Origin of the sequence: Mesorhizobium sp. WSM3626, assembly GCF_000513935.1 — a bacterium.
Taxonomy (GTDB): Bacteria; Pseudomonadota; Alphaproteobacteria; order Rhizobiales; family Rhizobiaceae; genus Mesorhizobium; species Mesorhizobium salmacidum.
Genome location: NZ_AZUY01000050.1, coordinates 12,023 through 35,701, shown reverse-complemented (window position 1 = coordinate 35,701; position 23,679 = coordinate 12,023). Strand labels below are relative to the sequence as shown.

At 64.1% G+C, this 23,679-nt stretch carries 27 protein-coding genes and 1 tRNA gene; 14 read left to right on the top strand and 14 right to left on the bottom strand.

Annotation, left to right across the window (positions count from 1 at the left end; translation table 11 throughout):
* Complete coding sequence (leuD, locus tag M653_RS0126090) at positions 1-606, bottom strand: 3-isopropylmalate dehydratase small subunit (protein WP_027145969.1); 606 nt, start codon at positions 604-606, stop codon at positions 1-3.
* A 155-nt stretch (positions 607-761) separates the two neighbouring features.
* Here leuD and M653_RS0126085 point away from each other — a divergent pair, with 155 nt between their 5' ends.
* The 6 genes from M653_RS0126085 to M653_RS0126065 all read left to right on the top strand — a co-directional run bounded on the left by M653_RS0126085 (position 762) and on the right by M653_RS0126065 (position 3,383).
* Entirely contained in the window at positions 762-1,217 is a 456-nt protein-coding gene (locus tag M653_RS0126085; protein ID WP_027145968.1) for a GNAT family N-acetyltransferase, read from the top strand.
* A 75-nt stretch (positions 1,218-1,292) separates the two neighbouring features.
* Positions 1,293-1,610 carry a metalloregulator ArsR/SmtB family transcription factor gene (locus M653_RS0126080; RefSeq protein ID WP_084636878.1) on the top strand — a complete coding sequence of 106 codons (318 nt, stop codon included), beginning with the start codon at positions 1,293-1,295 and terminating at the stop codon, positions 1,608-1,610.
* Positions 1,610-2,056 carry an SRPBCC family protein gene (locus tag M653_RS0126075; RefSeq protein ID WP_027145966.1) on the top strand — a complete coding sequence of 149 codons (447 nt, stop codon included), beginning with the start codon at positions 1,610-1,612 and terminating at the stop codon, positions 2,054-2,056. The genes M653_RS0126080 and M653_RS0126075 overlap by 1 nt, the downstream gene beginning before the upstream one ends.
* A gap of 40 nt (positions 2,057-2,096) precedes the next feature.
* Positions 2,097-2,309, top strand: coding sequence for a hypothetical protein (locus M653_RS1000000137850; protein ID WP_245262357.1), 213 nt, complete (start codon positions 2,097-2,099; stop codon positions 2,307-2,309).
* Positions 2,245-2,682: an SRPBCC domain-containing protein gene (locus tag M653_RS1000000137845; RefSeq protein WP_348626254.1), complete on the top strand. Its 438-nt coding sequence runs from the start codon at positions 2,245-2,247 to the stop codon at positions 2,680-2,682. Before M653_RS1000000137850 ends, M653_RS1000000137845 begins: the two co-directional genes overlap by 65 nt.
* A complete protein-coding gene (locus M653_RS0126065) occupies positions 2,658-3,383 on the top strand; it encodes a DUF72 domain-containing protein (protein WP_027145965.1) in 726 nt (241 codons plus the stop codon). Before M653_RS1000000137845 ends, M653_RS0126065 begins: the two co-directional genes overlap by 25 nt.
* A gap of 176 nt (positions 3,384-3,559) precedes the next feature.
* Here M653_RS0126065 and M653_RS0126060 read toward each other — a convergent pair whose 3' ends face one another.
* The 4 genes from M653_RS0126060 to M653_RS0126045 are packed head-to-tail and all read right to left on the bottom strand — an operon-like array spanning position 3,560 to position 7,419.
* Entirely contained in the window at positions 3,560-4,726 is a 1,167-nt protein-coding gene (locus M653_RS0126060; RefSeq protein WP_027145964.1) for an FAD-binding oxidoreductase, read from the bottom strand.
* Positions 4,727-4,750: 24 nt separating this feature from the next.
* Positions 4,751-6,340, bottom strand: a complete 1,590-nt coding sequence (locus M653_RS0126055; RefSeq protein ID WP_027145963.1) for an ATP-binding protein — start codon at positions 6,338-6,340, stop codon at positions 4,751-4,753.
* Complete coding sequence (locus tag M653_RS0126050) at positions 6,331-7,023, bottom strand: response regulator transcription factor (RefSeq protein ID WP_027145962.1); 693 nt, start codon at positions 7,021-7,023, stop codon at positions 6,331-6,333. The genes M653_RS0126055 and M653_RS0126050 overlap by 10 nt, the downstream gene beginning before the upstream one ends.
* 3 nt (positions 7,024-7,026) lie before the next feature.
* Positions 7,027-7,419: a DUF4153 domain-containing protein gene (locus M653_RS0126045; RefSeq protein ID WP_245262352.1), complete on the bottom strand. Its 393-nt coding sequence runs from the start codon at positions 7,417-7,419 to the stop codon at positions 7,027-7,029.
* 440 nt (positions 7,420-7,859) lie between these two features.
* Between M653_RS0126045 and M653_RS0126040 the strand changes: the two genes are divergently transcribed.
* Both M653_RS0126040 and M653_RS0126035 read left to right on the top strand, forming a co-directional pair.
* Positions 7,860-8,750 carry a CoA ester lyase gene (locus M653_RS0126040; protein WP_027145960.1) on the top strand — a complete coding sequence of 297 codons (891 nt, stop codon included), beginning with the start codon at positions 7,860-7,862 and terminating at the stop codon, positions 8,748-8,750.
* A gap of 37 nt (positions 8,751-8,787) precedes the next feature.
* Positions 8,788-8,994 carry a DUF1737 domain-containing protein gene (locus tag M653_RS0126035; protein WP_027145959.1) on the top strand — a complete coding sequence of 69 codons (207 nt, stop codon included), beginning with the start codon at positions 8,788-8,790 and terminating at the stop codon, positions 8,992-8,994.
* Positions 8,995-9,013: 19 nt separating this feature from the next.
* Here the strand turns inward: M653_RS0126035 and M653_RS0126030 are convergent, their stop codons facing one another.
* The 3 genes from M653_RS0126030 to M653_RS0126020 all read right to left on the bottom strand — a co-directional run bounded on the left by M653_RS0126030 (position 9,014) and on the right by M653_RS0126020 (position 10,306).
* Positions 9,014-9,295 (bottom strand): XRE family transcriptional regulator, encoded by a 282-nt coding sequence (locus tag M653_RS0126030; protein WP_027145958.1) that lies wholly within the window; start codon positions 9,293-9,295, stop codon positions 9,014-9,016.
* A gap of 13 nt (positions 9,296-9,308) precedes the next feature.
* Entirely contained in the window at positions 9,309-9,629 is a 321-nt protein-coding gene (locus tag M653_RS0126025) for a type II toxin-antitoxin system RelE/ParE family toxin (protein ID WP_027145957.1), read from the bottom strand.
* Between the two features lie 254 nt (positions 9,630-9,883).
* Complete coding sequence (locus tag M653_RS0126020) at positions 9,884-10,306, bottom strand: metallopeptidase family protein (RefSeq protein ID WP_027145956.1); 423 nt, start codon at positions 10,304-10,306, stop codon at positions 9,884-9,886.
* 578 nt (positions 10,307-10,884) lie between these two features.
* Between M653_RS0126020 and M653_RS1000000137840 the strand changes: the two genes are divergently transcribed.
* From M653_RS1000000137840 to M653_RS0126005, 3 genes are read left to right on the top strand one after another with little or no spacing between them, the layout of a single operon-like run.
* On the top strand, positions 10,885-11,928 hold the full coding sequence (locus M653_RS1000000137840) for a hypothetical protein (RefSeq protein WP_027145955.1): 1,044 nt from the start codon (positions 10,885-10,887) through the stop codon (positions 11,926-11,928).
* Complete coding sequence (locus tag M653_RS0126010) at positions 11,870-13,348, top strand: DUF6504 family protein (protein ID WP_027145954.1); 1,479 nt, start codon at positions 11,870-11,872, stop codon at positions 13,346-13,348. The genes M653_RS1000000137840 and M653_RS0126010 overlap by 59 nt, the downstream gene beginning before the upstream one ends.
* On the top strand, positions 13,345-16,692 hold the full coding sequence (locus tag M653_RS0126005; protein ID WP_027145953.1) for an error-prone DNA polymerase: 3,348 nt from the start codon (positions 13,345-13,347) through the stop codon (positions 16,690-16,692). Before M653_RS0126010 ends, M653_RS0126005 begins: the two co-directional genes overlap by 4 nt.
* Before the next feature lie 77 nt (positions 16,693-16,769).
* Here the strand turns inward: M653_RS0126005 and M653_RS0126000 are convergent, their stop codons facing one another.
* The 4 genes from M653_RS0126000 to M653_RS0125985 form a co-directional block, all read right to left on the bottom strand.
* A complete protein-coding gene (locus M653_RS0126000; RefSeq protein ID WP_027145952.1) occupies positions 16,770-17,021 on the bottom strand; it encodes a Trm112 family protein in 252 nt (83 codons plus the stop codon).
* A gap of 35 nt (positions 17,022-17,056) precedes the next feature.
* The gene (locus M653_RS0125995) at positions 17,057-17,728 is read right to left on the bottom strand and encodes an LON peptidase substrate-binding domain-containing protein (RefSeq protein ID WP_027145951.1); all 672 of its coding nucleotides are present in this window, start codon (positions 17,726-17,728) and stop codon (positions 17,057-17,059) included.
* 109 nt (positions 17,729-17,837) lie between these two features.
* Positions 17,838-18,845 carry a thioredoxin gene (gene trxA / locus M653_RS0125990; RefSeq protein ID WP_027145950.1) on the bottom strand — a complete coding sequence of 336 codons (1,008 nt, stop codon included), beginning with the start codon at positions 18,843-18,845 and terminating at the stop codon, positions 17,838-17,840.
* An 84-nt stretch (positions 18,846-18,929) separates the two neighbouring features.
* Positions 18,930-19,427 (bottom strand): prolyl-tRNA synthetase associated domain-containing protein, encoded by a 498-nt coding sequence (locus tag M653_RS0125985; RefSeq protein ID WP_027145949.1) that lies wholly within the window; start codon positions 19,425-19,427, stop codon positions 18,930-18,932.
* 210 nt (positions 19,428-19,637) lie between these two features.
* Here M653_RS0125985 and M653_RS0125980 point away from each other — a divergent pair.
* Positions 19,638-19,712: transfer RNA gene (locus M653_RS0125980), tRNA-Gly, on the top strand.
* Positions 19,713-20,286: 574 nt separating this feature from the next.
* Entirely contained in the window at positions 20,287-21,108 is an 822-nt protein-coding gene (locus M653_RS01000000133545; RefSeq protein WP_198028833.1) for a polysaccharide deacetylase family protein, read from the top strand.
* A 227-nt stretch (positions 21,109-21,335) separates the two neighbouring features.
* Here the strand turns inward: M653_RS01000000133545 and M653_RS01000000133540 are convergent, their stop codons facing one another.
* On the bottom strand, positions 21,336-21,536 hold the full coding sequence (locus M653_RS01000000133540; RefSeq protein ID WP_032936135.1) for a DUF2934 domain-containing protein: 201 nt from the start codon (positions 21,534-21,536) through the stop codon (positions 21,336-21,338).
* Positions 21,537-21,663: 127 nt separating this feature from the next.
* Positions 21,664-21,927: a SapC family protein gene (locus M653_RS0125965; RefSeq protein ID WP_032936134.1), complete on the bottom strand. Its 264-nt coding sequence runs from the start codon at positions 21,925-21,927 to the stop codon at positions 21,664-21,666.
* Positions 21,928-22,368: 441 nt separating this feature from the next.
* Between M653_RS0125965 and M653_RS0125955 the strand changes: the two genes are divergently transcribed.
* Complete coding sequence (locus tag M653_RS0125955; RefSeq protein ID WP_027145947.1) at positions 22,369-23,622, top strand: Xaa-Pro peptidase family protein; 1,254 nt, start codon at positions 22,369-22,371, stop codon at positions 23,620-23,622.
* Positions 23,623-23,679: the final 57 nt, after the last annotated feature.

The window sequence follows — 23,679 nt, the reverse complement described above, 5'->3', positions numbered from 1 at the left end:
TCAGGCCCAGGGGCGCAGTTCGGCGTTCTTCTTCTCGAACGAGGCGATGGCGCCGGCCTTTTCCATGGTCAGGCCGATATCGTCGAGCCCGTTGAGCAGGCAGTGCCGCTTGAAATCGTCGAGGTCGAAGGTGACCACGCCGCCGTCCGGACCACGGATTTCCTTGGCTTCGAGATCGACCGACAGAGTGGCGTTGGAGCCGCGCGAGGCGTCGTCCATCAGCTTCTCCAGGTCCTCGGGGCTGACGGTGATCGGCAGCACGCCGTTCTTGAAGCAGTTGTTGTAGAAGATGTCGGCGAACGAGGTCGAGATGACGCAGCGTATGCCGAAATCGAGCAGCGCCCATGGCGCGTGTTCCCGGCTCGAGCCGCAGCCGAAATTGTCGCCGGCGACCAGGATCTGCGCCTTGCGGTAGGCCGGCTTGTTGAGCACGAAATCCGGATTTTCCGAACCGTCGTCATTGTAGCGCATCTCGGCGAACAGGCCGGTGCCAAGCCCGGTGCGCTTGATCGTCTTGAGATAATCCTTCGGGATGATCATGTCGGTGTCGACATTGACGATCGGCATGGGAGCGGCGACGCCGGTGAGCTTGGTGAATTTTTCCATGGCTTTGGCCCGTGTTTTTCGTTGCGGGGGATTTGCTGGGGCCCGGTTTACACAAAGCCGCGCGCAAATAAAAGGCAACTGTTTGTGGGTGCCGGCAAGAGGGTGCCGCACAAAAACGGCTTCGAAATCGCCGCCCGATGGTGCAGTCTGGTCCCATGGCAGAAAACGCCCACGTCCTCTACGCGCGCGAACCGACGCTCGGCATTCCCGAATTCCGCCGCGTGCTGGTGGAATCCGGTCTCGGCGAAGTCAGGCCCGTCGATGACGAGGCAAGGCTGAAGGCGATGATGGAAGGCGCCAACCTGATCGTGACCGCCCGTCTCGACATGGCCCCTCTCGACATGGCCCCTCTCGACATGGAAGCCAAGCCGCTGATTGGCGTTGCCCGCTGCCTGACCGACTTTTCCTGGGTCTGCTACATCTCCGATCTCGCCGTCTCGGCCAAGGCGCAAGGCCTGGGCATCGGCAAGGGGCTGATGGACGAGGTTGCCCGGCAGCTCGGACCGTCGGTCGCCATCAGCCTGATCTCGATGCCCGACGCTGTCGGCTTCTACGAACGCATCGGCATGAAACGTATGCCCGACGCCTTCTGGATCTCCCGCAAGCGCTGATTTCTTCTCCCGCCTACGGCCAACAACGGGCATCTTGCCGCTTGACATGCAACCATTTGGTTGCATATTAAAGCCATGAGCATGGATGCAGCCTTTCGCGCCCTGGCGGACCCGACACGCCGGCAATTGCTGGACAGCCTCCATGCCAGGAATGGGCAGACGCTGAATGCGCTGTGCGCTGAGATGGCCATGACCCGCCAGGCGGTGACCAAGCACCTGGCGATCCTGGAGGAAGCAAACCTCGTCACCACCATCCGCCGGGGCCGGGAGAAGGAGCACTACCTCAATCCGGTTCCGATCAATGAGATCGCCGAACGCTGGATCGGCAAATTCGAGCGGGGGCGGCTGACAGCCCTCAGCGAGCTGAAGAAACGCCTCGAAAGGGAAGACTGATGAGCAACAGCTTCGTTTATGTGACTTATATCCGAACCACGCCCGAAAAGCTCTGGGAAGCGTTGACCGACCCGGAGTTCAACCGGCAGTTTTTCCTCTGCTCCTATCAGGAGAGCGATTGGAAAGTGGGCTCCAGCTGGAAGCTGATCTTCCCGGACGGGCGAGTCGCCGACAGCGGCGAGATCCTCGAGATCGACCCGCCGCGACGCCTGGTCATAAAATGGCGTAACGAATGGATGCCCGAGATCAGGGAAGACGGCTACACGCGCTGCACCTTCAGCATCGAACAGGAAGGCGAGCTGATGAAGCTTGCCGTCACCCATGAAGCGGACGGGCCGCACAAGCTGATCGGCAACGTTGCCAAGGGCTGGCCGCTGGTGCTGGCCAGCCTCAAGAGCTTGCTCGAGACCGGCAAGGGGTTCGAGCGCCCGCTATCGAAAGGGTGAAGGCTCGTTTCGCTAGCGAAACAAATCCGTGGAGACATCCATGATGCACGCTCTCAGGGTACGGAGCATGACCAATGGCGAGACCGTCATGGCATCCGCCGAGATGGAAGCACCTCCGGAACGCATCTTCGAGGCGCTGATCGGCAAGGAGGTAGAGCAATGGTGGGGGGTCAGCCGAGACCTACCGGATGGTCGACTGGTCGGCCGACCCGCGCGTCGGCGGCCGTTGGACCGTTATTGTCCGCACCGCTGACAGCATGGACCTGCCGGCCAGCGGCGAATTCCTCGAAATCGAGGCGCCGCGCCGGATCGTGCAGACGCGGGCCTATCAGTGGGACCATCCTACGCTTGGCCGGCGGCCAACCACGGTCGCCTGGCTGCTGGAGCCGATTTCAAGGGGCACGCGCCTCACCATTTGCATGGCGGCTTTGCCGGGCTGCATGAGGCGGCGGCCGAACATGCAAAGGGGTGGGCGCGGGTGCTGGCCTGGCTCAAGCGCACGTCGAGGCCGGAAGGCGGGTTGCTGCGTGAGCCGCGGGTCGCTGCTTTGCATACCCTTTGTCCGCCTTGACCCGGACCTCGTCCGGTCCACATCCAATGCATGGCAAAACAGGCATGCTTCATAGGCACGGCCGGCTGGGGCATTCCGACACGATACCAGCAAGATTTTCCGCAACCCGGATCGCATCTCGAACGCTACGGCCGGCATTTTCCGATCGTCGAGATCGACACGTCCTTCTACAAGCCGCATCGCCGCGAGACCTACGAGCGCTGGGCGCGCGCCGTGCCGGAGCACTTTCACTTCGCCGTCAAGCTGCCGAAGGCGATCACCCATGAGCGCCGTCTCGTCGACTGCGACGAGCTTTTGGAAAGCTTTCTCCAGCAGGTCGAAGGTCTCGGCGCAAAGCTGAGCGTGCTTCTGGTGCAGCTGCCGCCGAGCCTGCCCTTCGAGCCGGTTGTCGCGCGCCGTTTCTTCGACAGCAGGCGAACAAAGGTCAGGCTGGTCTGCGAGCCGCGGCATCCCGGCTGGTTCGAACCGGACGCTGAAGCGCTTCTGGCCGATCGCCGGATTGCGCGTGTCGCCGCCGACCCCGCTCCGGTGCCATCTGCCGCGGTGCCGGGCGGCTGGCCTGGCCTCGCCTACTTCCGCTGGCACGGCGCGCCGCGCGTCTATTACTCCGATTACGATGCCGAAAGCCTCGACCTGTTTAGCCGGCAGATGCAGGCAGCGGCCGCTTCTGGTGCCGAGGTCTGGGGCATCTTCGACAACACGGCCGGAGGCAATGCGCTGGGCAATGCGCTTAGGGTTGAGGCGATGATGGCGTAGACGCTTCTTCCTTCTCCCCTTGTGGGAGAAGGTGGATCGGCGCGCAGCGCCGAGACGGTTGAGGGGTGCGTGACGGATCGCCGTCCTTGCCAAGCTGGAACACCCCTCATCCGACCTCGCTTCGCGAGGCCACCTTCTCCCACAAGGGGAGAAGGGAGAGGCATGCCCGCCCCGCCTCAAATCACATTCAATTCCCGGAACGCTCTTCCCTCAGCGATACGCGCGTAGCCAAACGCCGAGCAGTCGATCGTCCGATAGCCGCCATGTACGATCAACTCGGCCAGCGCCTTGCCGACCGCCGGCGCCTGCTGCAGGCCGTGGCCGGAGAATCCGTTGGCGAAGAGGAAATTCGTCACCGCGGGATGCGGGCCGATCACCGCGTTCTGGTCGAGCGTGTTGTAGTCATAATGCCCGGCCCAGGCGCGCGTCGGCTTGATGGCCTCGAAGGCCGGGATGCGGGTCGCCAGCACCGGCCAGATCACCTCCTCGAACAGCGGCCAGTCGACCTCGAAATCCCCGGCATTGGCCGGGCCGTCGCCCTCTTCCGGCTCGGCGCCGCCGGTGAGGTAGACGGATCCCTCCGGCCTGACATAGATGCCGGAGGGATCGACCAGCAGCGGCATGTCGGCATATTTCTCGCGCGCCTCGAAGACGAAGACGTTGCGCTTGCGTGGCTCGACCGGCAGCGCCAGCCCTGCAAGGGCGGCGACCTTGCCGGCGTTCGGCCCGGCGGCATTGATGACGGTGCCGGCCTCCAGCCGCTCGCCATTGTCGAGGCTGACGCCGGTGACGCGGTCGCCCTGCCGCTCGATGCCGGAGACCGAAGCGCTGATGAAGTCGATCTTCTTCTGCCGCAACGCCTTGCGGAACAGCATCAGCATCGCATGGGCGTCGAACCAGCCTTCGCCGCTTCGGCCGTAGGCGCCGGCGGTGATGCCTTCGGCCGACAGCCAGGGGAAGCGGCGCGTCAGCTGGTCGGCGTCCTCGAGCAGGATGTCTGCGCCCTCGGCGACCTGCGCCGCGTGGTTGGCCCTCAGGATCGGCAGCCCGGCCTCGCCGGCAAGGATGAGATAGCCACCCTCGCGAAAACCTATATCGGCTTCGGCGCCGAATTCTTCCTTCAGCCGCCGGAACAGTTTCAGCGTGAATTGCGACAGGCGGATATTTTCCGGAATGGAGAATTGCTGGCGGATCGACGCCATGGACAGCGTCGTCGCCGCATGGGCGAATTGCGGATCGCGCTCGATCAGCGCGATCGAGCCGGAAAACCCTTCCTCGCGCAGATAGTAGGCGACCGAGGACCCGACGATGGCTCCGCCGATGATGACGATGTCGTAGCGCACTTTTTCTCCGATCCGCCGTCCGTCTTACGCGACCGGCAAAGTGATCTCGAAGCGCGTGCCGCGCTCGGTGTCAACCAGCCGGATCGTACCATCATGCGCTTTCAGGAGGGCCAGCACGATGCCCAGCCCCATGCCGGTGCCGCCGGTAGAGCGGCGCGTGGTGAAGAACGGCTCGAAAATGCGCGCTTGGTTGCTTGGCGAAATGCCGGCGCCATCGTCGCTGACCAGCAGCGTCGCCTTGCCGCCGGCGCTTGCGGCAGTGATCGAAACTTGCGTCGCGCCGTGCCGGGCCGAATTGTCGATGAGATTGCCAAATACGATTGCTCCGTTCTCGGCCGATATGCGCAAGGCCAGATCGCCGCCTGCCTCGACGCGAACCGCGAGCCTGGTGTCGACGGGAAGCAGCGCCAGCGCCGCACCGACGGAGGTGCTTTCGCCGCTCGGTGCAAGGTTTTCGGCCCGTGCCAGGTCAAGCAGCCGCCGCACCAGCAAATTGAGCCGCCCGGCATCGGTGACGATATTGTTGGAGAAGCGCCGCCGCTCGTCATCGTCCATCGCCGAGCCGGAATCGCGCAGCAGTTCGGCAGCGCCCTGGATCGCCGTCAGCGGCGACTTTAGTTCATGAGAGACATGGGTGGCGAAGGTCTGGATTGAGTCCGAGCGCGCCTGCAGTTTTTCGGCCATGTCGAGGAAGGCGGCGGACAATTCGGCCATTTCGCGCGTGCCATGATGGTCGAGCGGCCGGATCGCGCCGCGCTCGCCGGCGGCAATGCGCTGGGTGCGGTCGATCAGCGCATAGATCGGCCGGCTGACGGTGCGCAGGAAGACGAGGCCGATGAGCAGCGTGCCGCCGAGGATGGCGATCGCCGCCGCTGTCACCTTGCCGCGTTCGCCATAGAGATGTTTTATGATGTTGTTGGGCGTCCGCGAGACATAGACCACGCCGGCGACCTTGCCGTCGACGGCAACCGGCAGCGCGACGAAGACGCGCACCCTGGTGCCGCGGCTGACCGAATAGAGCGGCGGCGGCGGCTGGTTGGGGATGCGCAGCCTGAGCGCGCTGGCATAGTGCCCGGCGAGCGCCTCACGCACCTCCTCGACCTCGGCAAGCGACTGCCCGATCTCGTCGCGCCCGGCAATGACGACACCTGTGGGATCAAGCAGCCGGAAGCCGGCCAGCGTGGTTTTCTGCGTCGCGTCGAGAATGCCGGTCAGCCGCGCGCCGATCGCGGCGAAGGCTGGATCGGCCGTGGCGGGCGTCCCCGCCGGCCGGGTCGCAAGCACGTAATCCGAGGCGAGATCGAGCTGCGGCTCGATCGGCCGATAAGGCGAATCGGCGCCTCGGCTCGCGCTGCCCTCAGGCATCGGCACGCCGAGCTTCTCCGGTGAAATGCCGGCGTCGCGCACCTCCTGCGCATAGATGGCCGCGATGGCCGCACCCTGCGCGATCAGCTCCGCCTCGGTCTGGCGGATCAGCTGGTTTTCGTAGAGGCGGAAGAAGAACAGGCCGACCAGCGGCAGGGCCATCACCAGGATCAGGATGGCGACGACGACCGTGGCGAGGCGCGGCCGCCATTTGCGGCCGCTCCACTTGCTTGAGGTCGTCAGCCGCATCGGCCGAGCCGGAAGCCGACGCCGTGCACCGTCTCGATGGCATCCAGGCATCCGACCGCCGCCAGCTTGGCGCGGATGTTGCGGATATGGCTGTCGACGGTGCGGTCGGCGACATGGATCTTGCCGGCATAGGCACTGGCCATCACCGCGTCGCGATCGAGCACATGGGTGGGCCGCGCCAGAAACCCTTTCAGGATCGAGAATTCTATTCCGGTCAGGGTAAGCGGCCGGCCGTCGAAGCCGGCGCTATGGCTGGCCGGCACTAGCGTGAGCTTGCCATGGGTAAATTGCCTGTCGTCAACCGGTTCGGGCCCTGCCGGGCGGGCGCGCCGCAGGATGACGTTGACGCGGGCGACCAGCTCGCGCGGGCTGAACGGCTTTGTCACATAGTCGTCGCCGCCCATTTCGAGCCCGAGGATGCGGTCGATCTCTTCGTCGCGCGCGGACAGGAACAGCACCGGCACGTCTGATCGCTGGCGCAGCCGCCGGCAGACCTCCAGCCCGTCCATCTCCGGCATGCCGATGTCGAGCACGACAAGGTCGGGCGTGTGCCGTTCGATCGCCTGCAGGGCGGCGGCGCCATCCGACACGGCAGCCGTCTTCATGCCGGCCTTTTCCAGCGCGAAACAGATCACTTCGCGGATATGCGGGTCATCGTCGGCGACAAGAATGTGATGCGGCATCGGTCAGCGGTCCGGCAAGGAAGGTTGCGAAGGCTGAGGAAGCACGAGCGACCCCTTGCTGTCGAGATATCGAAGCAGGCGCCAGTCACGAAAGCGCCAGCCACGCCAGTTCCGCTGGACGCTGCGATACCAGTCTTCGTCGCTGGCCCGCAATCCTTCAAGTTCGCGGACAGCGCCCGCGTCCGGGGTCTTGTTCTGATGATCGAAGAAGCGATCGAGTGCCGGAAACGCGCCCGGACCGAGCGAGCGCAGATACCAGGCGTCGAGGGGAATGCCCTGGCCGGTCATTTCAACGGAATGGTCGACATTGTAGTTGGCGATCAGCACGGCGACGTTGATGAAACAGCAGGCATAAGCGCTAGGGATAACGTCGGAAGATTGGCGGACCGCGGCCATGGATTTTCCGAGCGCGATGCGGGCGGACAAAGGGGATGACAATTGCGGCGGGCTTGGCGCGTGGCGGGTCGACCAGCCACCAGCCTTCGCTGCGCAGCCGATAGGGCAGACGGGGTTTTGCTCGCTTGTGCATGCCGCCTGTCTCGCAGGCTGGTAGGGAAGCGATGCGGCGGATCGGAGGAGGTTTTCCGCAGGCGAGTGCAGTTTTCGTGCAGCGCTGGTGCGCTGCCCGCCATCGGTTCCGGACGTTGGCGCCGCCCCAGCCAGGCTCCTTTCCTCTCCCTCCGGACTAGGCGATCGACGGGGGAGAGGAAGGGTTCCCTTCCGCAACTGCTGCAGAGGACGGACAGGCAAGGGGCAGCGCAAGCTTTCGCGGTTGGCGCGTGTCAGGTACCGGGCGGACGCTTGCCTCGACCAACCACACGCGGCATAGATCGGACATGGAACCCTACCGCCCGCGCCGCTCCGTGCTCTATGTCCCGGCCTCCAACGAGAAGGCGCTGGCCAAGATCGCCCAGCTTGCCTGCGACGCCGTCATCATCGATCTGGAGGACGCCGTCGCCCCCGCCGACAAGATCGCCGCGCGCGAAAAACTGGCCGGCATTTTCGCCAACCGCCCTGATGCCGACCACAATGGCCGGCGCTGCGAGATGGTGGTGCGCGTCAATGCGCTGTCCAGCGAATGGGGCGCCGACGATCTTGCGGCCGTCGCCAAGGCGGAACCGGACGGCATCCTGCTGCCAAAGGTCGACACACCGCGCGACGTGCTCGAGGTCGGCGATGTGCTGGACGACAATTTTGCTCCCGACACCGTGAAACTATGGGCGATGATCGAGACGCCCAAGGCCATGCTCAACATCGGCGCCATCGCCGAACTCGGCCGTGACCCCGCCTCGCGGCTGGATTGTTTCATTGCCGGAACGAATGACCTGATCAAGGATACCGGCGTGCTGGCGACGCTGGACCGCGCCTATCTCCTGCCATGGCTGATGCAGATGCTGCTGGCGGCGCGCGCCGGCGGCCTCGACATGCTCGACGGGGTGTTCAACGACTTTCGCGATCCGGATGCGTTTGCGCGCGAGTGCGCTCAGGCCGCCGCCATGGGCTTTGACGGCAAGACGCTGATCCATCCATCGCAGATCGAGGCCGCCAACCGTGCCTTCGCCCCGTCGGCGCAGGCGCTGGCCGAGGCGCGCGCGGTGAAGGATGCCTTCGCGCTGACGCAAAACAGCGGCAAGGGCGTCATCGCGCTGAATGGCAGGATGGTCGAGCGGCTGCACCTGGCGCAGGCCGAAAAACTGCTGGCGAAGGCCGCCGCCATCGGCGCATGATATTCGCCGGCTTGGGATACATGACAGGAATTGGACGATGAAACTCTACCGCTTTCTCACCGCCCCGGACGACGCCAGCTTCTGCCATAAGGTGACGGCGGCGCTGAACAAGGGCTGGCATCTGTTCGGCTCGCCGACCTACGCCTATGACAAGAAAGCCAAGACCATGCGCTGCGGCCAGGCCGTGGTGAAGGATGTCGACGGCCAGGAATACGGGCCGGATACCAAGCTCAGCGACTGGTAGGGGGAAGGCAAGGAGAGCATCAGGCGGCCTCGACAATATCAAGACGCACGGTAAGTCCGGCCAGTGCGGCAAGATTGATCAACGTGTCCAGACTGAAATTCGTGATCCTGCCCCGCAGGAGGTCGCTAAGGCGTGGCTGGGTAATCCCGAGCCGGTTGGCTGCTTCGGCCTGGGTAACGTCCCAGCTCCGCACCCGCTGTTCGATCGCGATCAGCAAGTTGGAGCGCATAGTCATGTTGGCGGATTCGGCCGGAGTGCCTTCCAGTGCGTCCCACACGTTTTCAAAACTCTGACGTTCCATCGTCGGATCTCCACTAGATTTGCTTGAGCCGCGATGCGGCAAGATCCAAGTCTCGTTTCGGCGTCTGTTGCGTCTTCTTCTGGAAGGCGTGCAGCACATAGACGGCATCGCCTATGCTCGCAACGTAAAGCACTCGGAACGCGCCGGCGTCGTCGCGGACGCGGATTTCCCGCACACCCAGGCCGACCGTCGTCATCGGCTTCCAGTCGCTTGGTTCAAGTCCGAGTTGCACCTTATGCAGCTGGACGCCTGTTTCCTTGCGCGCCGCCTCTGGAAAATCCCGGAGTTGGGCAAGAGAATCTCCGAGAAACTCTAAGCGCTTCGTCACTGGCATTGGCAGACGTATATCAAAACTTGTATAATTGCGCAAGACAGTGACCCGCCAGCGGCCGATTGATGACTATAGCGGCGGCTCACCGACCCATGCTGCGACCAGGCCATGGTCGGGGATATCGACGTTCAGGAATACGGGCCGGACACCCAGCTCAGCGAGTGGATAGGGAAAGGCCCTCCCTCCCTTAGTCCTGCTAGGGTAAAACAAGGAGCAAAGCGAGGCCGCGCAGACCCCTAGGGTGACGAAGGTACGGCCTAGTCAGCAGCCTCTTCGATCTTTTCCATATCATCGTCCGACAGGCCGAAATGGTGGCCGATCTCGTGGATCAGCACGTGGGTGACGATGTCGCCCAGCGATTCCTCGTTTTCGGCCCAGTAGTCGAGCATGGCGCGGCGATAGAGGGTGATGCGGTTCGGGCCTTCGCCGGTTTGCGGGTTCCAGCGTTCAGCGATGCCGCGCCCCTCGAACAGGCCGAGCAGGTCGAACGGCGTCTCCAGCGACAAATCGTCCATGATCTCGTCGGTCGGGAATTCGGCGATCTGGATGACGATCTCGCCGGTCAGCTTGCGAAATTCCTCCGGCAGATGGGCGTAGGCCTCCAGGGCCAGGAACTCCAGTTCCTCCATCGAGGGCGCAAGTTCGCCATGCCAGGTGCGGGTCTTGTAGATGCGGGCCATGCTTTGTCCTTTGATCCCGGCATATAGGCTTTCGTGCCGGTCCAGGCAAATGGCGCGGCAATTTCTGCCGGCGCTTTGCCGCTGCCGGGGAATCGCGTCCGGCCATGTATCAGGAGAACTCATGCCGGACCTTCCACCATCGCGCAGCGCCGGCCAGGGCGTCTCATTTGGTGGCCGCGTTAATCTCGCGGCTAGGAAGCCTCGTTGACGAATACGTTGGCGATTGGCGAGGAAACGCCCGTCACTTCGTCATTCTGGGGCGGAGCAAGGAGCGCAGCGACGCGGCGCAGACCCGGAATCCATGCCGGGACTCCGGTGCGCTGCCACGGTGCAGAATTTTGCTCCGCTGCACTTCACGGCCAAGGTCGCGGCCTGGATCCCAGGGTCTCCGCGGCGCCGCTGCGCGGCTGCTTCGCCCAGGCATGACGACCTCATGGTGACGTGCGGACATATGAATGTCGGACTCATGTGCCGATACGTGCAGGAATAAATTCCTCATGACTCTGCTTGACTCTTCGGATCGCCTCTGGAATCCTAGAGAACATAACAGGAACAATTGTGAGTGGAAGCTGACCGTCATGGCGATGACCGCCGTGGCGCGGGAGACTGTTTTTTCCCTGCGCCGCCAGATCGCGAAAATAGAGGGAACGCTGCCCGAGCGCCTGCAGGCGCCGGCGGCGGCAACCCTTGATGCCGGCCCCGGCAGCGACCTGACGATCGTCCGTCGCGGCCTTGCCGCGGCCTTGCCGGATGCTTTCCTGCCCATCGGCATCGAGCGGCTCGATGCCGCGCTCAGCGGCGGCCTGCCGAAAGCCGCCTTGACCGAAATCCATGGCCTGGAAACCCGCGATGCGGGAGCCGTCGCCGGCTTCGCTCTGTCGCTCGTCAGCCTGATCCTCAATCGGGCGCAGGGGCTGCCCGTCTTATGGGTCGGGACATCGGAAATTTTCCACGAGGCCGGCTTTCCCTACGCCAGGGGGCTGCATGCCTGCTTCGGCATCGAGCCCNGGCAATTGCTGTTTTCCGAGGCGCCCAGGCTTGTCGATGCGCTGTGGGTCGCCGAGGAAGCCGCCAGGATGACCGCGCTTGCCGCCGTTATCCTGGAAATCCGTGGCAATCCGCAGCGGCTCGACCTGACCGCGACACGCCGGCTGCATGCAAGGGCGCAAGCTGCCGGCCGGCCGGTGTTCCTGCTGCGGCAGGCGGCCGAGCCGGAGCCGACGGCGGCGCCTGTCCGTCTGATCGCCGCCTCGGCGCCGGCCGTGCCGCGCGCCACGGTCGCCGGGCCGCTCGCCGGCTCGATCGGCCACCCCGCCTTCACCATCAGCATCGGCAAGAGCCGCACGGCCCTGCCTGGACAATTCACACTGGAGTGGAACCCCGATGAACGCAGATTCGAGGAAAGAAGGGGCGAGGAAAGACGCGGTGGAGGAAGCGAATGGGCAGAGAATCCTGTCCCTGTGGTTTCCCTATCTGGCGACCGAAAGGATCCTGCGGCAGCGTCTGGGGAAATCCTGGCGTTCCCGGCCGTCGGATCATCCGCGGCCATCTCACCCACCGCTCGTGATCAGCCAACGCCAGGGCAACGCGCAGCGCATTTCGGCCCTCGACGAGCGGGCTGAGGCGCTGCACCTGAAGCGCGACATGGGGATTGCCGATGCGCGCGCCATGCATCCGTCGATCGACATCGTCGAAGCCGATCCGGAGGCCGACCGGCGCCTGCTCGAGGGCCTTGCCGACTGGTGCGACCGCTACACGCCTCTGGTCGCGCTGGACAGCATCGACGGCCTGTTCCTCGACGTCACCGGCTGCACCCATCTGTTCGGCGGTGAACGCGCCATGCTGGACGAAATACTGTCGCGCTTCTTCCACCAGGGGTTCGACGTCCGCGCCGGGCTTGCCGGTACGCCCGGGGCGGCCTGGGCGGCGGCACGCTTTTGCGGCGACCGCATCGTTGTATCGGGCGAGGAGGAAGCCTTGCTTGCCCCCTTGCCGCTGGCCGCCCTCCGCATAGCGCCGGAAACCCGGACCAGCCTGGAAAGTGTGGGGCTGCGAACGGCGGGCGCCGTCATGGCCGCGCCGCGCGCGCCGCTCGCCCGCCGCTTCGGCGCTTTGCTGCTCCAGCGCCTCGACCAGGCGTTCGGCCGTCTCGACGAAGCGATCTCGCCGCGCCTTCCCGTCGCGCCGCTTTCGGTCGAACGCCATCTCGCCGAGCCCATCACGCTGACGGAGGAGATAGAACGGCTGGTGGGCATGCTGGCGACGACCTTGAAGACCGACCTCGAACGCCGCGGCGAAGGCGCCCGGACGCTGGCGCTGCTGCTCTTTCGCGTCGACGGCGCCGTCAGCCGCATCGCGCTCGGCACCTCGCGGCCGATGCGCGAACCCTTGCTGATCCGGAAATTGTTCCATGAGCGGCTGGCCGCGCTCGAGCAGCATATCGATGCCGGCTATGGCTTCGACCTTGTGCGCCTCTCGGTGCTGGCCGTCGCCGCTTTCGACACGCAGCAGACCGATCTGACCGGTGAAGCGGTGGATGATGGCGCCGACATCGCCCTGTTCGCCGACCGTATCCGCGCCCGCCTCGGCGAGGGCGCTGTTCTGCAGCCGGTTCCCGTGGAAAGCCATCTGCCCGAACGCGCCGTCGCCATCGTCCCCTTCAGCGAGGCGCCGCGCCGGACCACGCCGCCGAAGAAGCCGGACAGGATGCAGGCGCCGATGACCATCTTCCCGCCGGAACGGCCGATCCGGCTGTTCCGCGCGCCCGAGCCCATCGATGTGCCGGCCACCGAAATGCCGGAGGGACCGCCGCTGCATTTTCGTTGGCGCCGCGCGCTTTACCGCGTTACGCGTGCCGAAGGTCCGGAGCGCATCGCCGCCGAATGGTGGCGCGAGGCGCCAGGCGATCCGGCGGCATCGACACGCGACTATTTCCGCATTGAGGATGCCGATGGCCGCCGCTACTGGCTCTACCGGCAAGGCCTGTACGGCGGCGTCTCGCAGATCCCGCCGCGCTGGTTCATGCACGGGGTCTTCGCATGAACGCGCTGACCGTCATCCCCTATGCCGAGTTCGGCATCCAGTCGAACTTCTCCTTCCTGCGCGGCGCCTCCAAACCCGAGGAACTGGTGGTCGCGGCCAAGCTCATGGGCTTCTCCGCGATCGGGCTCGCCGACCGCAACAGCGTGGCCGGTGTGGTGCGCGCCTGGCAGGAGGCCAAGGTCGAAAAGCTTGCCTATCACCCCGGCTGCCGGCTGGTTTTTGGTGACGGCACGCCGGACATTCTCGCCTATCCAAGGGACCGCAAGGGCTGGGGGCATCTGTGCCGCATGCTCACCCAGGCCAATCTGCGCGACGAGACCGAAAAGGGCGCCACCCTGCTCCGGCGCGACGACCTGCTCGAATGGGGCGACCGGATGTCGCTGGCGGTCCTGCCCGATCTGGCGGCCGGCGCGCAGGACAGCCTGGCTTTGCTCCGCCAACTCCAGGACCGCTTCGGCAGGGCCCTGCGGCTCGGCGTCTCACCCTGTTATGCCGGCCATGATCGCTTCCGGATCGAGCAGGCGGCGGCGTTTGCCGAGAGTGCCGGCATCCCGCTGATGGCGACCAACGATGTGCTCTATCACACGGCCGAACGCCGCCCGCTGCAGGACGTGCTGACCGCGATCCGCCTCAATGTTCCGGTCGCCGAGGTGGGGCTGAAACTGACCGCCAATGCCGAACGCCATTTGAAGCCGCCGCTGGAAATGGCGCGCCTGTTCCGCCGGCATCCTCAAGCGCTGGCGGAGACGCTGCGTTTCGGGGAAGAGCTGACCTTCTCGCTCAGCGACCTCCAGTACAATTATCCCGACGAGCCGACGGAATCGGGCCTCGGCCCGCAGGCGGAGCTGGAAAGGTTGGCAAGGGAGGGAGCGGTCAACCGCTACCCGGCAGGTGTGCCTGAATCCGTGACCAAGCGCATCGAGGAAGAGCTCGCTCTGATCGAGCGCCTCAACTATGCCCGTTACTTCCTGACCGTCTACGACATCGTCAAGTTCGCGCGCAGCAAGGATATTCTTTGCCAGGGGCGTGGGTCGGCCGCCAACTCGGTCGTCTGTTTCTGCATCGGCATCACCGAAGTGGGGCCGGAAAAGATCAATTCGCTTTTCGAACGCTTCATTTCCGAGGAAAGGAACGAACCGCCTGATATCGACGTCGATTTCGAGCACGAAAAGCGCGAAACCGTCATCCAGTACATTTACGAGAAATACAGCTCCAAGCGCACCGCCCTTGCCGCCGCCGTCATCAGCTATCGCGGCCGTTCGGCGCTGCGCGAAGTGTCGAAGGCGATGGGCCTGTCGGAGGATGTCCGGGCATCGCTTTCCGGCTCGATCTGGGGCTGGTCGACCTCGGAACTCGGCGAGAAGGAGGCGAGGGCCGGCGGCCTCGACCGCAGCGACCCCATATCGCGGCATGTGATGGAGCGCGCCAACGAGATCATGGGTTTTCCCCGCCATCTCTCCCAGCATGTCGGCGGCTTCGTCATCACCAGGGACCGGCTCGACGAGATCGTGCCCATCGTCAAGACGGCGATGGACGAGCGCAAGATGGTCGAATGGGACAAGGACGATCTGGACTCGGTGAAGATCCTGAAAGTGGATGTGCTGGCGCTCGGTATGCTGACCTGCCTGCAACGCGCCTTCACCCTGCTCACGGACCATTATCCGAAGGCGCGAGACGAATTTGGCCGGCCCTATGTGCTGGCCACTCTCCCGGCGGAGAACCAACGTGTCTATGACATGATCTGCCGTGCCGATACGCTCGGCGTCTTCCAGATCGAATCGCGCGCGCAGATGTCGATGCTGCCGCGTCTCAAGCCACGCGAATTCTACGACCTCGTCATCGAGGTGGCGATCGTACGCCCCGGCCCTATCCAAGGCGACATGGTCCACCCTTATCTGCGTCGCCGGCAAGGCAAGGAAGCGGCCGAGTATCAAAAACCGGAGCTGGAAGCGATCCTCGGCAAGACGCTTGGCGTGCCCCTGTTTCAGGAACAGGCGATGAATATCGCGATCGTTGCCGGCGGTTTCAAACCGGGCGAGGCCGACGAATTGCGCCGCGCCATGGCCACCTTCAAGCGTACCGGCACCATCGGCAATTACCGCCAGCGCATGATCGACGGCATGGTCGGCAAGGGCTACACGAAGGACTTCGCCGAGCGCTGCTTCAAGCAGATCGAGGGTTTTGGCGAATACGGTTTTCCCGAAAGCCATGCCGCCTCCTTCGCGCTGCTCGTCTACGCCTCCTGCTGGTTCAAGACCTTCTATCCCGACGTGTTCTGCGCCGCGATCCTGAACTCGCAGCCGATGGGCTTCTATCAGCCGGCGCAGCTGGTGCGCGACGCCCGCGACCATGGCGTCGACATCCGCGAGGTCGACGTCAATTTCTCGATCTGGGACTGCACTTTGGAAAAGGCGTCTTTCGATCCGGCCCGCATCCTGCCGCGCCATGCCGACATGCGCGGTGTCATCGAGACAAGCCATGCGCTGCGGCTCGGCTTCAGGCAGGTCAAGGGACTTTCCAAGGAACGCATGGAGGCTTTCGTCGAGCGGCGCGGCGCCGGCTACTCGACCGTCCGGGATGTCTGGCTGCGCTCCGGCCTCAATGTCGACGAGATCGAGAAATTGGCGCAGGCCGACGCCTTTCGGTCCATCGGCCTCGACCGCCGCGCGGCACTTTGGGAGGTCCGCGCGCTCGACGGCAAGAGTGCCGCCGAGAAGCTGCCGCTGTTCGACCAGCCGGCGCTCGGCCTGCGCGAGCTGGAGCCGCGGACGAAGCTGCCGAAAATGCCGCTCGGCGAGCATGTCATCCACGATTACCGCTCGCTCGGCCTGTCGCTGAAGGCGCATCCGGTCGCCTTCCTGCGCGAACGGCTCGACCGCGCCGGCGTCACCCCCAATGCCAGCCTGCCGTCCGTGCGCGACGGCAGGCGGGTCTCCGTTGCCGGTCTGGTGCTGGTGCGCCAGCGCCCCGGCAAGGGCAACGCGATCTTTCTCACGCTGGAAGACGACAAGGCCGTCGCCAATGTCATCTTCTGGGAAAGAACTTTTACCCGCTTCCGGCCCATCGTCATGGGCGCGCGCTTCGTCAAGGTCAGCGGAAAACTTCAGTCGGAATCAGGTGTCGTCCACATCGTCGCCGAGAAGATCGAGGACCTGACGCCCTGGCTGACCGTGCTCTTGGAAAAGGTCAGTGCGGCCGCACCGCCAGCCGCCGATCCTTCGGACCGCACCGCCAATGACCCGGATCGCTCCAGCCAACCCGCAACACCGAAAGTCGGACAGGACCTCGCTATGCTGTCGGAAGAGGCGGAAAGGGTCATGCCCAAGGGGCGCAATTTTCAGTAGGCGCGGGCCGGGCCCCTCATCATCAAACGCTGGCGGGCCAGCGCCGTAGAACGCCAACCTCAATGTCCGGCCACACTCTATGACGCTGAACTGCCCGGCCCGCCCAGCTTTGGCGGCGACAGCACATCTTCGGCCGAGATGGTCCGCGCTTCCGAGGGAAGCATGATCGGGATGCCGTCGCGCACGGGATAAGCGAGCTTGGCGACCCGCGAGATCAGCTCGCCACGATCGGGATCCCAGGCCAGCGGCCCCTTGGTCAGCGGGCAGGCCAGGAGTTCCAGCAGCTTCGGGTCGACATTGGTTTTCTTTCCATCACGCCCATCCGCCATTGCGTCCCCTTTCCAGCTTCAGGCCTGCGTTCACCTCACTGCAGGCTCGAGCCAAAATCCTCATTCTCGCGCGCCAGCGTCATCTCGGTGATGGCGATCAGCGTCTCGGCCCTGGTTTTCAGGTCCGCCGCCTCGAGCAACGCCTGCTTCTCGGCTGGTCCGTAGGGCGCCATCATCGACAGCGCGTTGACCAGCATGGCGTTTTCGGCGCGGCTGACGCTTTCCCAGTCGGCTTCCAGATCATTGGCCTGCAGATAGGCGCGAAAGGCCCGCAGCAGCGCCGGCCGGTCGATTTCATCAGCCGCCTGCTCCTCGTCGAGATCGGCGAGGAAGGGCGCCGGTTTGCACTGGCGGAACGGCGTCTTGACCGTCAGCTCGTGGGCGATGCGGAACCGGCACACGCCTTGCAGCGAGATCAGGTAGCGGCCGTCGCCGGTCTCCGAAAAAGCGATGATGCGGCCGATGCAGCCGACATTGCAAAGTTCCGGCTCGCCATCCTCGCGCAAGGCGCCATTGAGGCCGGGCTGGATGATGCCGATGACGCGCGAGCCGGCGACCGCCTCGTCCACCATCTGCAGGTAGCGCGGCTCGAAGATGTTGAGCGGCATGCGGCCGCCCGGCAGCAGGAGCGCGCCCTCGAGCGGAAAAAGCGGGATCGTCGGCGGCAAATCCTTGGCGAGCCGGTAATGCGCGTTTCCCGCTTGCACCTCGTTCCTCCCGATCGCTTCCTTTTTGCGAAGCGTCAACCTGCCCTGTCCTATCTGGCGCACAGGCCCGACGCCACAAGCCCGTGCGACAAAACAACCGATAACCGGCTCAGGAAAACAGCAACGCCGACAATTTGCGGCGCGCGGCAAGCGTCGACTCGTCGGTCATGCCCCAGGCCTCGAACAGCTGCAGCAACTGCGTCCTGGCGCCATCCTCGTTCCAGCTCCGGTCGGCCTTGATGATGGCCAGCAGGTTGTCGGCGGCTGCCGTGCGATCGCCCTTGGCGTTCTGGATCATTGCCAGATCGAAACGCGCCTGATGGTCCTTGGGGTTTTCGGCCAAGCGCCGTTCGAATTCGGCCGGATTGCCCAACGCCGCCGCCTGCGCGGCCAGCGCGATCTTGGCACGCAGGGCAGCCAGCGGCGGTGCATCCTTCTTGGCTTCCGGCGCCGTTGCCAGGAGCACCTCGGCACCCTCTGTGTCGCCGGTCTCGAACAAAAGGTCGCCCAGCCCACCAATCGCCTCGACCGTCTCCGGCGCCTGCGCCAGGATGGCGTCATAGATATCGGCGGCGGCCTGCATGTCGCCGGCATCGCGGGCCTCGGTTGCCGCGGCCAGGGCCTCGGCCACCGGCGGCGCGCCATTGCCCTTGCCGCCGACCTTGGTGATGAATTCGCTGATCTGGCTCTCGGGAATGGCGCCCATGAAGCCGTCGACCGGCTGGCCGTCCTTGAAGGCGATCACAGCCGGAATCGACTGGATGCCGAGCTGGCCAGCGATCGAGGGATGATCGTCGATGTTCATCTTGACCAGCTTGACCCGGCCGCCGGCGGCCTTGACCGCCTTTTCCAGCTGCGGGGTGAGCTGCTTGCAAGGTCCGCACCATGGCGCCCAGAAATCGACCAGCACCGGTTGACGGCGCGATTCCTGGATGACGTCGGCGGCGAAGGCGGCGGTCGTCGTGTCCTTGATGACATCGCCGCCGGCAGGGCCCACGGGCGCATCGCCAAGCGCGGCCTTCGCCGGCGCCGGCGCCGTTCCGCCATACTGGACCGTGGTGGCATACTGGCCGCCAGTGTTTCCGAATGATTCACCAAACGGATTGTTGTCGCTCATCTCGTTACCCTTTCGGTCGCGCCCCCGGCCAGCGGCTCGGCGCCACGTCTCAATTGGAAATCGGCTTCGCCATCCATGTGGCGATCATGCCGAGACTTTCAAGATAGCAGCATCGTGCCCGGTTGCCTCGACGAATCTGATGAGGTCGGCCGCCGCGATCGATGTCGTCGCCTCGTTGGTCAGTGGATGCGCGTTGATCACGGCATGGTCCATCAAATCCTTGTCGAGTACCAGCTTGACCCTGTTTTCCCTGTCGTTGATGACACCGAAGACGGTGACCGCGCCCGGCGTGACGCCCAAAAGCTCCATCAGCATCTCCGGCTTGCCGAAGGAAACCCGGCTGGCGGCGCCGATCGACTGGTGGATCTGCTTGAGATCGACGACCGCGTCCTCGCCGACGGTGACCAGGAAGAAATTGTCCTTCTTGTCCTTCAGGAACAGGTTCTTGGTGTGCCCGCCGGCGATTTCGCCACGCAGCGCCTGCGAATCGGCCACCGTGTAGAGCGGCGGATGGCGTATCGTCGAAACGGCGATGCCGAGTTCGGCAAGAAAGGCCATCAGTTCAGCTTCTGTCTTCGGCATTGGTCGTCTTCTCGTCCGTTTCCTGGCCCTGCCGTTTACGGCCAATGCGGCGGCCGACACAAGGCCGTCGCGCAAGGAGCGATGAAATCGGCGCGTCGCGGACGGTTTGCCGGCATCGTTCGAGAGTTGCAAAAAGCCTGCTATTTCCCTGTTGCAATCGCCGCGCTCTTCAGCCATATAGGCCCGGCTTGCGGCCAAGACGCCGTGTGAGCGGGTGTAGCTCAGGGGTAGAGCACAACCTTGCCAAGGTTGGGGTCGAGCGTTCGAATCGCTTCACCCGCTCCAATTTTCCTTTAGGAAAATCAAGCGTTTAGATAAGGGCCACCGCACGGTGGCCCTTTCTGTTTTTGCTGTTGGTCAACACCTGGTCAACACGCGCGTTGATCGATTTCCCATGTGGCCGCTAAGTAAGCGGCCATGGCCCTTCAATGAAGTAGGCCGCAAAGGGCTGGGCCAATGGCGCAGCTTGGTCAGACTCGTCGCGTTGCTGCCGGCCCCAATCGCGGCCGTGGAAGGCTCCAGTTCGTGACCCACTCGTTGCGCCCCTTCATGCTGAAGAAAACGTGGTTATCCCCGGAATGAGTCGAATATATCTGCTCGCCATCAGCTGATTCATAGGAAATGCGGTAGTTTGGTCTTTGACCCGTTCCCAGGACTCCGATCCTCATCCGCGCATTGCCGTGACGTTTTCTGCAAGCCTCCGGTGAAGGCCGCAGGTTATGCCAATCACCCAGCTAAGGGGTTCCCCTAGGCTGATAAATTGGCAAAATGGCCCGTACGGCCGCTCGGCATAGAGGAATCGAGAATGACGTGTGGCATTGGCGCCCCTGACAATCAAACAAAGGACGCCGCAGCTCCAGTGAAACATCTGGTCGTCCATCATGATGATCTGGGGGCCAGTCATAGTGGCAACAAGGCATTCGTCGAGCTATTCGACTTAGGGGTTGTCACCTCGGGTTCGGTCATGGTTCCCTGCCCGTGGTTTCCCGAGATGGCGGCCATCTGCCGGGATCGGTCGGACCTTGATGTGGGTGTACACCTGACATTGACCGCCGAATTTTCGCGCTTCCGTTGGCGACCACTCACAGGAGTCCACCCCAATGGCCTTACCGATCGCGACGGCTTCATGTGGGCGAACGTTACCGAGGCCGTTCATGCGGACCTCACTGCGGTGGAGACAGAGTTGCGCGCTCAGGTCGAAACGGCCTTGGCAGCGGGAGTGGACGTCACACATCTCGACGCGCATATGGGGACCGTATGGCAGCCCGCATTCGTTGATCTTTATCTGCGCCTAGGCGAGGCCTTCCAGCTTCCAGTCATTCTGTCACGCGACGTAAACAACATGGCACCGCGAGATTTCGACTACACGCTTTATTTTGAGCGTCTAGCCGCTCGTGGCAACCCGGATTTCCAGCGTTTCCTTACCACTCCGTTTGGCAACTTCGCGCCCGATCACGCGACCTATGCCGATATCTTTAGCCGGGCTGCCCCCGGTCTCAATTGGGGCGGGTTCCACTTCACTGCACCCGGTGACATCGCCCTGTATTCCGATGATGCCGCAACTCGTCTCGGCGAATACGAAGTCTTCCGATCCGGGCAAGTGCAGGAACTGCTCAATGCCGCTGGCATTGACTTAGTCGGAATGCGCGCCTTCCGCGAAACCATGAGAATCGTTGCTTAGACCGCCCGATAGATGTCCGCTTGAGAAACTGTCACCCCTGCAAGGCGGCGGAAATCAGGGAAGGCCGGCATGACAGGCGGGCGGCCGCCTAGAGCAATTCCAGGAAAAGTGAGCAATTCCAGGAAAAGTGTTTAACAACTTTCCGTCAGGAATTGCGTATAAACAAAGAGTTAGAGCGGTCGCCTATCTAAATCGGGTGCTGAACCGCTCTAACGCCTACCGGCGTGTCAGTGTTTGGCACCCGACGCGTCGCCGGCGGCATCCGCACCAGCCTGCTGTCGTCCGGCGGTTAGTTTACCGGACTCGAACTCCTCGACCGCCTTGTCCCAGCAGGCCTTTTCACGGTCGGGCATCAGGCCTTCCCGTTCCCAAAGTTCGTGGGCCCGCTTCCTGATATGCGCGACACGTTCTTCTTGGCTGATCACCATGGCCGCATTCCTCTGGATTTCCTGAGGAAGCAACCGGACAGCGCCTGAAATGTTCCAACCGGATGTCGTCAACCTCGGCCAAGTCGAACAATGCATCCAGGACCGCGATTCGATACGCTTCTTGCCTTCAGGCGCTCTTCGCCCGCTCCGCCTTGCGCACCGACACCTGATGCACCGGCGAGGTCCAGCTGTTGGTCGAGGCGAGGTGGCAATAGAGCAGGCCGAGCGCGCCTGACTTCCTGAGGTCGAGGAAGGCCTCGTCGCTCAATGTGTTGAAGGCTGCCTCGTCGATCACCTGGAAATCGGTGAGGTTGAACACTTCGCCGCCTTCCAGCGTCACTTTGCTCTGACGCGGCGAAAACAGGCCGTGCCCGTCGATCTTGTCAACCATCCGAACATCGGCATGGAATCTGTCACCCGCAAGCCGGTCACCGTCCCGGTGTCGCTGGCCGGCTTCACCGCCGCGCTTACCAAGCTGGTAGGGGCGGGCATTCGCAGACATTCGGGATTAGCCGAGGCCTATCCAACGTTCGTCATCCTAGGGCGAAGCAGGAGCGAAGCTCCGTCGCGAAGACCCTGGGATCCATGCCGCGACATCCCCCGGGGAATGCAGCGGAGCAGAACTCTGGACTGCTGCGGCGCTTTTAAGTCGCGGCATGGATCCTGGGGTCTGCGCCGCGTCGCTGCGCTCCTCGCTTCGCCCCAGGATGACGAAGCGATGGACGTCTCCGCCAGTTTTCTAGGCATGTAGGGATCAATATCATCAAGCAACCAGCTTGATTGTCCGCACCCGCAGTGCTCCGTTGCCGATTGGGGCATACGGAGACGTTTCATGACGGGTTTTGTCGACCGCCAGCGAGCTACGCATTTGATGCAACGCGCCGGCATGGCGGCGCTGGTGCTCTGCGCGCCCGAGGCCTTCCACTATGCGACCGGCGCGTCGATCGGCCCGGCCGGCCTGTTCCGGCGCGCCGGCGCCGGCTTCGTCGTCATTCCGGCCAGACAGGACCTGCCGATCGGCGTCGTGGTCGCGGACTTCAACGCCGTGCAACTGCGGACCGCCGCGCCCGAGATGGTCGTGCGTTCGCACCCGATCTGGATCGAGTCCGCGCCGGTCGGGACAGGACCTGCCGGACCTGCCGGACTTGCCCTGGCGGAGCGTATCGAGGCCGGTCTGGCTTCGCTCGACCGCGCGCCGGATTTTTCGCGTCCCGCCACCTTCGACCTCGCCGGCTCGGTGCGCCAGCTGCAAGCCATGCTCATCGATTTCGGGCTGGAGCGCGCCACGCTCGGCCTCGACCTCGACTTCATTCCCGCCGCCGATTTTGCCGCCATCCAGGCGCTGCTGCCGGATTGCCCCGTTGTCGACGGATCGTCCGTGCTGGACCGGCTGCGCGCCGTCAAGTCGCCGCGCGAGATCGACCTCCTGCGGCAAGGCATCATCTTGTCCGAAGCCGGGCTGGAGCGGCTGCAGGTCGATGCCATGGCCGGCATGCGCCAGGGCGACCTCGTCGCGCTCTACCGGCAAGGCGTCGCCACGGCGGCGGCCGGCTTGTCTCGTCCGGTCATCACGGCCGAATATATGACGCTCGGTGCCCGGGCCAAAGGCGCCGACGCCAGGGCCGTGGCTGGCGATTCGCTGAAATGCGACATGGTCTGCACGGTCGGCGGCTACGCCTCCGACATGTCGCGCAACTTCACCTTCGGCCCGCCCCAGGCGGATCAAGCGGAGCTGCACGCCATTGCCGAGCGCGCCTTCGAGGATGGCCTGGCCGAGCTTGTCCCCGGAAACACGCTCGCCCATGTCCACCGCGTCGCCACCGAAAGCCTGGCGCGGCAAGGGCTACGCTCCTACCGTCGCGGCCATTTCGGCCACGGCGTCGGCCAGTCGGTCTTTTCCGAACAATGGCCGTTCATCGCCGCCGACAGCGATATCGCGATCGAGGCCGGCATGGTGCTGGCCTTCGAGATCCCGCTCTACATCGACGGCCTCGCCAGCTTCAATCTCGAGGACCAGTTCCTGATCACGCCGGATGGACCGGTTGTGATGAACCGGCTGCCGAGGCGGCTGGAGGTGATTGGATAGGGAGGCAGGGGGTTGGCGCGCTTGCGTTGCCCATTGCGAGGCAGCACTCTACGGCGC

What these genes read in the sequence shown, in the direction of transcription:
- M653_RS0126075 (WP_027145966.1), top strand. Translation starts at nt 1,610, where the DNA reads ATGAGCAACAGCTTCGTTTATGTGACTTATATCCGAACCACGCCCGAA.
- M653_RS0125955 (WP_027145947.1), top strand. Translation starts at nt 22,369, where the DNA reads ATGACGGGTTTTGTCGACCGCCAGCGAGCTACGCATTTGATGCAACGC.
- trxA (WP_027145950.1), bottom strand. Translation starts at nt 18,845, where the DNA reads ATGAGCGACAACAATCCGTTTGGTGAATCATTCGGAAACACTGGCGGC.
- M653_RS1000000137850 (WP_245262357.1), top strand. Translation starts at nt 2,097, where the DNA reads ATGATGCACGCTCTCAGGGTACGGAGCATGACCAATGGCGAGACCGTC.
- M653_RS1000000137845 (WP_348626254.1), top strand. Translation starts at nt 2,245, where the DNA reads ATGGTCGACTGGTCGGCCGACCCGCGCGTCGGCGGCCGTTGGACCGTT.
- M653_RS0126085 (WP_027145968.1), top strand. Translation starts at nt 762, where the DNA reads ATGGCAGAAAACGCCCACGTCCTCTACGCGCGCGAACCGACGCTCGGC.
- M653_RS0126025 (WP_027145957.1), bottom strand. Translation starts at nt 9,629, where the DNA reads ATGCCAGTGACGAAGCGCTTAGAGTTTCTCGGAGATTCTCTTGCCCAA.
- M653_RS0126030 (WP_027145958.1), bottom strand. Translation starts at nt 9,295, where the DNA reads ATGGAACGTCAGAGTTTTGAAAACGTGTGGGACGCACTGGAAGGCACT.
- M653_RS0126005 (WP_027145953.1), top strand. Translation starts at nt 13,345, where the DNA reads ATGAACGCGCTGACCGTCATCCCCTATGCCGAGTTCGGCATCCAGTCG.
- M653_RS0126055 (WP_027145963.1), bottom strand. Translation starts at nt 6,340, where the DNA reads ATGCGGCTGACGACCTCAAGCAAGTGGAGCGGCCGCAAATGGCGGCCG.
- M653_RS0126020 (WP_027145956.1), bottom strand. Translation starts at nt 10,306, where the DNA reads ATGGCCCGCATCTACAAGACCCGCACCTGGCATGGCGAACTTGCGCCC.
- leuD (WP_027145969.1), bottom strand. Translation starts at nt 606, where the DNA reads ATGGAAAAATTCACCAAGCTCACCGGCGTCGCCGCTCCCATGCCGATC.
- M653_RS0125985 (WP_027145949.1), bottom strand. Translation starts at nt 19,427, where the DNA reads ATGCCGAAGACAGAAGCTGAACTGATGGCCTTTCTTGCCGAACTCGGC.
- M653_RS0126065 (WP_027145965.1), top strand. Translation starts at nt 2,658, where the DNA reads ATGGCAAAACAGGCATGCTTCATAGGCACGGCCGGCTGGGGCATTCCG.
- M653_RS0126035 (WP_027145959.1), top strand. Translation starts at nt 8,788, where the DNA reads ATGAAACTCTACCGCTTTCTCACCGCCCCGGACGACGCCAGCTTCTGC.
- M653_RS01000000133540 (WP_032936135.1), bottom strand. Translation starts at nt 21,536, where the DNA reads ATGGTGATCAGCCAAGAAGAACGTGTCGCGCATATCAGGAAGCGGGCC.
- M653_RS0126045 (WP_245262352.1), bottom strand. Translation starts at nt 7,419, where the DNA reads ATGGCCGCGGTCCGCCAATCTTCCGACGTTATCCCTAGCGCTTATGCC.
- M653_RS0126050 (WP_027145962.1), bottom strand. Translation starts at nt 7,023, where the DNA reads ATGCCGCATCACATTCTTGTCGCCGACGATGACCCGCATATCCGCGAA.
- M653_RS0126000 (WP_027145952.1), bottom strand. Translation starts at nt 17,021, where the DNA reads ATGGCGGATGGGCGTGATGGAAAGAAAACCAATGTCGACCCGAAGCTG.
- M653_RS0126080 (WP_084636878.1), top strand. Translation starts at nt 1,293, where the DNA reads ATGAGCATGGATGCAGCCTTTCGCGCCCTGGCGGACCCGACACGCCGG.
- M653_RS0125965 (WP_032936134.1), bottom strand. Translation starts at nt 21,927, where the DNA reads ATGGTTGACAAGATCGACGGGCACGGCCTGTTTTCGCCGCGTCAGAGC.
- M653_RS0126040 (WP_027145960.1), top strand. Translation starts at nt 7,860, where the DNA reads ATGGAACCCTACCGCCCGCGCCGCTCCGTGCTCTATGTCCCGGCCTCC.